Genomic DNA, 8,649 nt, shown 5'->3' on the forward strand with positions numbered 1-8,649 from the left:
TGAATGGATAGAGATAGAGGCTTATCGGGACTGGAAAAGTTTAGTAAAGTATGTCAAAAATGTGCTAAAAAAAGTCGGAACCGAATATGTAATTAATTTTGCTTAAGCACTTATAAATTTTTCTAGGATTGTGCAGCAAGCAACAGCATAAGTCTATTTTTCCGGTCTTGTATTAACCGTCTCAAGCAGTGTATACGAGCCGCAATCCGTTATCAGGAACGACGAACGAGCCGACAGGTCGGCTATAGGCTTCCGCCTTCGCTACGCTGACGCTGTTTTCATGCCCAAAGAGCTGTACGCGATCGCATCAATTTCACAGTGGTTATATGCATACATAGCCTAGGGTAAGGTTTTGGGGGGAGCGAACGCTTCCAGAACGCTATCGGAACGCTTGCCTTGATAGCTTGTTCATATACCAAAAAACATTCATAGAGGATATCGAATAAATCCTGAAGGGGCACACAGCTTGGGTTGAATTCCTGCGAATACCCTCCGTTTTTCTTATATCTATTTCTCTTCGGAATGCTACCTATCAGCTCCTCTAACTCCGCTTAAGAGTGCAACAGAAATCTAAGTTTTTGCGATCGCACTCTGAATAACACATTCAAACTTGAAAATCATGACGAGGATTTTATGACAACACTTACCCTAGACCAAACCAAAGCAGAAGCATTTGCCGAACGGATGCTTAACATTCTCAACAGTGGCGCGATCGCTCTGATGACGTCTATCGGTCACAGAACTGGGCTATTTGACAGGATGGCTGAACTACCGCCTTCTACAAGCCAACAGATTGCAGACGCAACAAGGTTGAATGAGCGGTACGTGCGCGAGTGGTTGGGAGCAATGGTTACTGGTGGGTTTGTGGAACACAATCCGACGAAGAATACCTACTTTTTGCCTCTAGAACACGCCGCATTTTTAACGCGGGCTTCCAGTCCTGACAATATTGCGGCATTTTCCCAATACATCCCTTTGTTAGGAAGTGTTGAGGAGCAAATCATCGACTGCTTTTACAAGGGTGGTGGGGTTCCCTATTCTGCTTTCAAGCGTTTTCATCAAGTGATGGCGGAAGATAGCGGTCAAACGGTCGTTGCGGCGCTGAATGACCACATTTTGCCCTTAATTCCCGGACTGATTGAGGCACTTAAGGAGGGAATTCAGGTGCTGGATGTGGGGTGTGGGAGCGGTCGTGCCATCACCAAAATGGCGAAGGAATTTCCGAATAGTCGGTTTACAGGCTACGACTTCTCAGAAGAAGCGATCGCGATCGCGCAAACCGAAGTCCAACGCCTCAATCTTGCGAATATCTGCTTTCAAGTAAAAGATGCTGCCACCCTGGATGAAGTTGAAAACTACGATTTCATCGCTACCTTTGACGCCATTCACGACCAAGCTCAGCCCGATCTAGTGTTGCGAGGAATTGCCCAAGCACTGCGTCCGGATGGCATTTATTTGATGCAGGATATTCGTGCCTCCGGTTATGTTGATGGCAATCTCGATCATCCGGCAGGGCCGTTACTTTACACCATTTCTTGTATGCACTGCATGACTGTATCCCTTGCCGCAGGAGGCATGGGGCTTGGTGCCATGTGGGGTCAGGAGAAAGCATTGGAAATGCTGGAAGATGCCGGTTTCACTAGCGTGGAAATCAAGCAACTCGCTCATGATTTTCAAAACAATTACTACATTGTGCGGAAGAATTAAACCCGTTTTACGAATTGTCTGGATTAAATCCCTGCCATCAATTGGGGGGATACAGAAAAAATCACAAATCTAGCGGCAAGAAAGTGAATCGCTAAAAAACTATGTAACACCAACCTTCAATTCTGAAAACCATTGAAAGCTAGAAAATCCTATGTGCAAACTCTGTGCATTTGCTTGGCGTTACCAAAAACCTGGTAGCAGTGACTCGCTATTGCTAACTACGAAACAGTTCTCTTCACTGGTTGTTTTAAATCAAGCCTCGCAACCAGTTCAGAAATTATCTACTACAAAAGACAAGTAAAAAGGAGAAAAAACCATGACTACATTACTAAACCGCATCGAATTGAAAGATTATGCAGCGATCGCAACTGCTCTCTCCCAAGAATTGGCAGCGAGTGCCGTTGAGCGCGATCGCCAAGCAGGTATCCCCCATGAAGAAGTACGACGACTCCGAGAAGCAGGACTGTTACCTCTGGTTGTACCGCGAGAATATGGGGGTATTGGCGCAACCTGGGTAGAAGCTTACAAGGTTCTTCAGGAAATTGCTAAAGCAGATGGTTCTACGGGGCAACTCTACTGCAATCAGCTAATCTTATCAGTGGTGGGTCAGGTAAGCGGCACCCCTGCTCAAGCCGAACGCTACTATCGAGCCACTGCCCAGAATCACTTGTTTTGGGGCAATGCATTTAACACGCGGGACACTCGCCTCAAAATTGAGCCAGAAGGCGATCGCTTCCGGGTAAATGGAACTAAGAGCTTTGGCACCGGAGTGGCAGCAGCGGATATTCGTGTATTCGCCGCCGTGCAAGACGGGGTCGATCATCCGATTGCCTTTATCCTTCCCAAGGATCGAGAAGGCATTGTCTACAACAACGACTGGGACAATATGGGACAACGCTGCACTGCTAGCGGTAGTTTCACTTTCCACAATGTCCTGGTGAACCCGGATGAAATTCTCGGCCCGCCGCCGTCTCCAGAGGGTGCCTTTTCTACCCTCTTGTTCGTGGTGAATCAGTTGGCGAAAACCCATGTCTATCTGGGAATTGCCGAAGGTGCCTTGGAAGCGGCAAGGGATTACACGACGACGATGACTCGACCCTGGATGACCTCAGGCGTCGATCGGGCATCGAAAGACCCGTACATTTTGCAGCACTATGGTGAACTATGGACCGAGCTAAAGGCAGCGATCGCGCTGTGCAATCAAGCTTCGCAACAGGTACAGAAAGCGTGGGAAAAGGGACTGGCGCTCACTCATGAGGAACGGGGTGAAGTTGCGATCGCTGTTTATACTGCTAAAGCTTTTACCACTAAAGTTGGCTTGGATATCACCACCCGCATCTTTGAAGTCATGGGCGCTCGTTCCACTGCTGCGAAATACGGCTTCGACCGCTACTGGCGCGATTTGCGGACGTTTACCCTGCATGACCCAGTGGACTACAAGCTACGGGATATTGGCAATTGGGTTCTCAATCAGGAACTGCCAATGATATCGCAGTATTCGTAACCGGAATGCGATCGCATTCCCCAGTCTGGCTTGCTTGCAAGTAGATAGTCAAACGTGGATTCCTAGGACGCACAAATCCACTTTTGACTTATTTTTTTGGCTTATTTTTGAATGCGCTTGACAAATGACTCGTGTATGACGTCACTTTAGAGGAGTTTAAAAGCGATCGCTCCCGCGTCTTGCCAACAGAAAGCGATCGCTTCTCCTAAAAATTCCTGACTCCAACCAATAATCCCTGTCAAAGGGAAAGGAAGGAAAGAGTGATAGGAGTAGAGACACAATGGGCGATCCTTATCTGTTGGCGGTAAGTTTGTTAAGCGGCGGGCAAATAGCCGCCCCGCCCCCGCCCGTGCTGCCCCTAAAGGGGCCAGACACCCTGTTAGCATTGTGGAATTCCAGTGAGTCGAGTGCCTTTCAGCCACTGGTGGCGCAGAAAATCGTCCCAACCATTGAAATTACCTCTCCTGAATTCAGCCAGCAGTTGAGTTCGCAGATGAATCCTTTCCAGGGGACTGACACACTAACCATTACTACAGCTTTAGCACCGACAGCAGCTCAAGCCGCGACAGAACTGAAACCCTCCCTACAAGCGAAGCTGAAACCGGATACAGCAACGACAAAACCGGCATCTGGCAGTCAACTTTTTTACCAAAGATTAGCTGCTCTGAAAGCAGGCAAGATTTATACTCGTCTACCTGTTGATAGCTTTCAGTCATACTGGGCGAACCAAGCAGGTACTAAAGCACTGGCTTTACAAAAACCTAGCTATGAACAGTGGAAACGCCTACTGGCAAAGGAAGCGAGAGCAGTTTCTCAAGGTCAAGGTTCCAACCGTCTTTCCGTATTAGTGGGAGATTCTCTCTCATTGTGGTTTCCCCAAGAACGTCTTCCTGGGGGGAGTTTGTGGCTGAATCAGGGAATTTCTGGGGATAATTCCCGTGGCATCTTGAAAAGATTGTCTGCTTTTTCCCAAACTCGTCCCGATGTTATTTACGTTTTAGCTGGCATCAACGATTTGCGCCAAGGTGCAACGGATGAAACAATTCTCGATAATCTTCGCCAAATTGTTCGCCGCTTACGACAAGAGCATCCTCGCAGCTCAGTCATCGTGCAATCCATTCTTCCCACCCGGATCAACACCATTCCTAACCGCCGAATTCGTAACCTTAACCAACAACTTGCTATCCTTGCTCAACAGCAGGGTGCAGGCTATCTAGATATTCACTCTCGCTTTAGCGATGTTGAAGGAAATTTGCGTGTGGACTTAACGACGGATGGGCTACATTTGAGCGGTCGAGGATATGAAGTTTGGCAATCGGCACTCCAACAGGCAGAATCGGTAATTGCACTCAATCGGAATAATGTGCGTGCTGACAACTCAGTAAAGCGATCGCGTCTCTCTGATCTATCTGGATTAAATTAACTGGTAAAAAATTTACGTTTTGTAGGGGCATGGCACAAACACGCCCCTAAAGGCATACCTATCATGCCTGCCATGCCTCTACTTAGCAATTCAATCCATAAAAAAATCAGAGCGATAAAGCTCTGATTGTCAAACTAAGTTCAGTGGAGTTTCAAAAAATTGTTAGAAATAATTGCGCGGCTATCAATTTATCAGCCAATCAATCAAAATTAGCCGAATTAGATGCCTTGACGAGAAATCAGCTTTTCAATATCCGCCTGAGTTTGCTGCAATAGCTGCTCGCGGCTATCAACAGCCTTGGTGAGAGTGGGAACTAGGTTGCGCGCTTGTAACGCCATGTGAAGCTGTAGATGCGCCACGTACTCACTAAAATCTTCACGAAATGAAGGAGTTGAGGATTGCTGTAAAGGCACGTTTATTGTGTTCTCCATCGTTATCTCTCAGCCGTTTGTCAACCTTAACGAAGTTATCACACCGTTCCTAGTCTCTTCTAATTTTGCAATGAAGTTTAATCGTTTTTAGGGAAATTCTTTAAGAAATGTTAAATCCCCTCTAGGACTGTTTAAACTTCTTTGCATTCCTCCAGATAGGACTGAGTGGGAGACAGGGAATAGGTGAGGAGAGAATATTCCCCCATTCCCAATTCCCAATTCCCCATTCGCTCATTCCCAATGCCTATCCCCCAATGCCCAAGCGTCCCGCTAAGCCTGGAGTGAGAGGGAGGAGAGTTGCCACTGTTAAAAACAGAGCCAACAGTCCCAAAGCCGCTCGCGCATCATCGGGTTCGGAAATCTCATTCAAGCTAGGGCGTTCTAGACCCCGTTGCAAGAACAGAATTACAATCGCCCAGTACAGCAGCAAAGGATTCGTCGGATTTACTAGAGAGACAATTCCTAGCAAAACTAACGTGGCAACGGTAGCGCGTCGAGCGATTTGGCGTCCGTAGATTGCCTGGACAATTCGACCCCCATCGAGCATTCCCGCTGGCATCAAGTTGAACGCTGTTACCACCAAACCCAGCCAACCGATAATCGTCAGCGGGTGGACATCAACCAGGGTTTGCTGAAGACTAGAACCAAGGACAACCCGTGCTAGAGTGCCCACCAAAATTGACCCTTGGAAGAACTCCGATGGCACCTTAAATAGACTGCCTTCGTGGGAAAGAATTAAGCCGACGATTAGCATCAATAGAGAGACAATGCCACCAGCAGCAGGGCCAGCTAAAGCGATATCAAACAGCACCGTGCGATTGGGTAATAGCGATTCAAACCGAGTAATCGCCCCAAACGAGCCAATCTGTGCGGATGGGATGAAAAAAGGAAAACTTAGGCGAATATTGTGACGACGAGCTAGGAACCAGTGACCGAGTTCGTGAGTCACTAAAATCACCCAGATTCCGGCACTGATGGGCAGAACTTCTCCAAAGCGGCTTGGGTTGCTGAAGAAATCAAAGCCGAGGAAAATTCCCGCCGTCTCTAAGCTAGCGGCAATGGTCGCCACGACGAGGACGCCTGCCAAGATGTTCTGAGGTAAGGTTGCCGGTTTCGGATCGTTGGTGCTGGGGAGAACAATCACCACCGGCTTCTCTTCCGGATTTTCTACTAAAAATAGCCGATAGCGATCGCCCAATCTCTCGTGCAAACTCGCAGACAAGCGGGAATGAACCGCCGCAGGTTCTCCCCGCAGATTTCCCTTGAAGATGGCTCCTTCCTGATAAGGAATGCTTTCGGTGGCAAAGAAGGTATCGATGCCAAAAATTCCTTGGATGTTTTTCAAGTCTTCATCCGGAATGGGAACTACTTCTTGGGAGACGGCATTTTTCGCCTCTTTTGGCGTTGCCGCCGCTGTCTCTCCCCCATTTTCCTCAGCAGTATCTTCTATCGGGTTGGATTCTTGCACCATTTTCAAGACCCGCTCCCGCAGTATGGCATCCTGACCGGCTGCTCGCAGTTTATTTCCGATGAAGATGTACAACCCAGCGGAGGCTATCAACATAAACAAGATGCTCACCAGGTTGAGATAAATCCCCGCCGCGAACAATCCAAAAAACAACAGCCAGGGAGACATCAACACCACTGACTGCAACCAAGCTAAGATGCCGAGTTTGCCGAATGACTTGGCACGGTAGAAGCCCCAACCCAGGATGCCTAAAGCCACCAGCACAATTAAAACTGTCGCCGTAGTTTCCGATCCAGTAAACATTTTTGATGAGGAGCCGTAGCAGCTATAGCCAACCAGTCTACTGTATTTCAATTTCTGATAAGGATTCAAGGTTACTCTTGGCTCTCGGTCGGGAAATGATTTCAATCTCTGCGAGAGATTCATCCAGCCATCTCCACACCACCCTAAATACAGTGCAATATTCGAGCGAGCTGAACCCAGCTTAAATTTCTTGAATGCCAAATAAATGTCAAATAAATTTGGTTGAGATTAACGCCAATATTTACCTACTAATAACCCTATGCTATTTAAAAAGTTAGAAAATAAGAATTTTAGTCAGTTAATTAGACTGGGATTAATCGCGATCGCCTTGGGCATGGTTCCGCTTACCGCCTGTGTCAGTTCCCTAAAATCCACCCAGCGATCCTCTCAAGCTTCATCACCGTCGTTAGCGCCCCAAAATGGCAGAACTGGCGATCGCGTTATTAAGCCGCAATTTGAGGCTGCTGGAAACTTCTCAGAAGGTCTGGCAGTCGTCACGATTAACGGAAAAAAAGGTTATATCGATAAGACTGGCAATATTGTCATTAAGCCGCAGTTTGATTTTGCTGAAAAATTTGAACAAGGGATGGCAGCCGCAAAAATTGGCAATCAGTTCGGCTATATTGACAAGACTGGAAAAATGGTGGTTATCAATCCACCATTTGAGCAAGTTTTACAATTTTCCGAAGGACTTGCACCAACCAGTATTGGGGGTAAGTGGGGCTATATTGACACGAACCGCAATCTAGTTATCAAACCGCAGTTTTCCGATGCTCAGAACTTTTCAGAAGGGTTGGCATCCGTCAGAGTTGGCAATCAAGAAGGCTATATTGACAAGACGGGCAAGATAGTTATTAAACCGCAGTATAAACAAGCTTATCCCTTTAAAGAAGGGCGAGCAGCGGTATTTGATAATAAGTTAAAGATGGGCTTTATTGACACAGGCGGAAATCGAGTCATCAAGCCACAATTTGATGGGATAAATGATGGTTTTTCCCAAGGGCTAGCACCCGTAGCAATGGGCAGTAAAATTCCTCAGCGTTGGGGTTATATTGACAAAACTGGGAAGTTTGTCATCCAGGCGCAATTTGAGTATGCTTCTCCCTTTTCCCAAAACGAAGATTTAGCAGCAGTAACAGTTGACAAAAAGACTGGCTATATCGATAAAACTGGGAAGTTAGTTCTCCCGCCGCAGTCTCATTATGCGGGCAGTTTCGAGGATGGAGTGGCACTAATCTCAAGGGGCGGTAAATATGGCTATATGGACAAAACCGGAAAAATTGTGATTCCGCCGCAGTTTAATGAAGTACGCGATCGCGGTGGTTTTTCCGAAGGACTAATCGCGGTAGAAATTGGCGGAAAGTATGGATATATGGACAAGACTGGCAAAACAGTTATTCAGCCACAATTCGATGCGGCTGGTTCCTTTCAAGAGGGGCTGGCACCCGTAAGAATTGGCAGTCAGTGGGGCTATATCAGCCGCTAAAACGAGCCAACATTGCCAGTTCCTAAGCTGGTTTCTAAAAATAAACTCCGCGTTATGAGATCGCACTCCAACGACTCGCAATCGGCATTCGCCAGCCGGTGCCAAAAGCCCGATCGGTAATTTTCAGTCCAGGCGGTGCTTGTCGCCGCTTAAATTCGGCACGCGCCACTAATTGCATCACTTTATTGACAACGACTGGATCGTGACCAGCTTCGATAATTTGAGCAGTTGATTGATGTTCGTGAATTAATCGCTGCAAAATATCATCCAGAATGTCATAAGAGGGTAGAGAATCTTGATCGACTTGACCGGGTTTTAGTTCGGCAC

The 8,649-nt window shown here is 47.2% G+C and carries 6 protein-coding genes and 2 pseudogenes; 5 read left to right on the forward strand and 3 right to left on the reverse strand.

Annotated features, from left to right (window positions below):
* From H6F50_RS27380 to H6F50_RS24115, 4 genes and pseudogenes are all read left to right on the forward strand, one after another.
* Positions 1–106: pseudogene (locus tag H6F50_RS27380) on the forward strand (IS630 family transposase); the annotation flags it as partial.
* A 527-nt stretch (positions 107–633) separates the two neighbouring features.
* Positions 634–1,707 (forward strand): class I SAM-dependent methyltransferase, encoded by a 1,074-nt coding sequence (locus H6F50_RS24105; RefSeq protein ID WP_190430630.1) that lies wholly within the window; start codon positions 634–636, stop codon positions 1,705–1,707.
* A gap of 316 nt (positions 1,708–2,023) precedes the next feature.
* Positions 2,024–3,211, forward strand: a complete 1,188-nt coding sequence (locus tag H6F50_RS24110; protein WP_190430631.1) for an acyl-CoA dehydrogenase family protein — start codon at positions 2,024–2,026, stop codon at positions 3,209–3,211.
* Between the two features lie 280 nt (positions 3,212–3,491).
* Positions 3,492–4,634, forward strand: a complete 1,143-nt coding sequence (locus H6F50_RS24115) for a GDSL-type esterase/lipase family protein (RefSeq protein ID WP_190430632.1) — start codon at positions 3,492–3,494, stop codon at positions 4,632–4,634.
* A 218-nt stretch (positions 4,635–4,852) separates the two neighbouring features.
* Here H6F50_RS24115 and H6F50_RS24120 read toward each other — a convergent pair whose 3' ends face one another.
* Positions 4,853–5,065, reverse strand: a complete 213-nt coding sequence (locus H6F50_RS24120; protein WP_190410320.1) for a hypothetical protein — start codon at positions 5,063–5,065, stop codon at positions 4,853–4,855.
* Between the two features lie 244 nt (positions 5,066–5,309).
* Entirely contained in the window at positions 5,310–6,836 is a 1,527-nt protein-coding gene (locus H6F50_RS24125; RefSeq protein WP_190430633.1) for a site-2 protease family protein, read from the reverse strand.
* A 259-nt stretch (positions 6,837–7,095) separates the two neighbouring features.
* Between H6F50_RS24125 and H6F50_RS24130 the strand changes: the two genes are divergently transcribed.
* Positions 7,096–8,322, forward strand: a complete 1,227-nt coding sequence (locus H6F50_RS24130) for a WG repeat-containing protein (protein ID WP_190430634.1) — start codon at positions 7,096–7,098, stop codon at positions 8,320–8,322.
* A 52-nt stretch (positions 8,323–8,374) separates the two neighbouring features.
* Here the strand turns inward: H6F50_RS24130 and H6F50_RS24135 are convergent.
* Positions 8,375–8,649 (reverse strand): annotated as a pseudogene (locus H6F50_RS24135) (NAD+ synthase); the annotation flags it as partial.

The organism is Coleofasciculus sp. FACHB-712 (assembly GCF_014695635.1).
GTDB lineage: Bacteria > Cyanobacteriota > Cyanobacteriia > Cyanobacteriales > FACHB-T130 > FACHB-T130.